We start from the raw sequence: 503 nt of genomic DNA on the forward strand, positions 1-503 counted from the left end.
CGTTAGCCGAGGTGCTCACGTAACCCGCTGGCGTTACGAAGCTTACCGAATAGGGAATGCCCACCGTTAGACCCGTGAAGCTGTACAGACCCGATGCGTCCGTAGTGGTCGAAGCCACTGGTGTCAGGTTGCCATCCAGCAAGACCACCACCACACCCGGGATGCCCGGCTCAGCAGCAGGCGTGCCCTGCAAACCATCTTTGTTAGCGTCCACAAACACGCGGTCACCCAGCGAAGCGGTGGGCAGGAAGAAGCCCGCGTCCACACTGGTGTTGTTCTCCCCGTTGGTCAAACTGTAGGTCTGGGTCGTTACGCCCGTAGCCGGGTTAGCATCACTATCCAGCCCGTCGTCGGTGCCGATGTTAGCACTCGTGGAGACGAAACCCGCTGGCGTTACGAAGCTTATACTATACGGAATACCGGGGGTCAGACCCGTGAAAGAGTACAGACCCGATGCATCCGTCGTGGTCGAAGCCACTGGCGTCAGGTTGCCATCCAGCAAG

At 59.2% G+C, this 503-nt stretch carries 1 protein-coding gene; it reads right to left on the reverse strand.

Annotation, left to right across the window (positions count from 1 at the left end):
- A partial coding sequence (locus tag ACYVHB_RS32960) for an SdrD B-like domain-containing protein (protein ID WP_461056351.1) occupies positions 1 to 503 on the reverse strand: 503 nt, incomplete at both ends.

The sequence above is a fragment of the Spirosoma arcticum genome, from assembly GCF_054779955.1.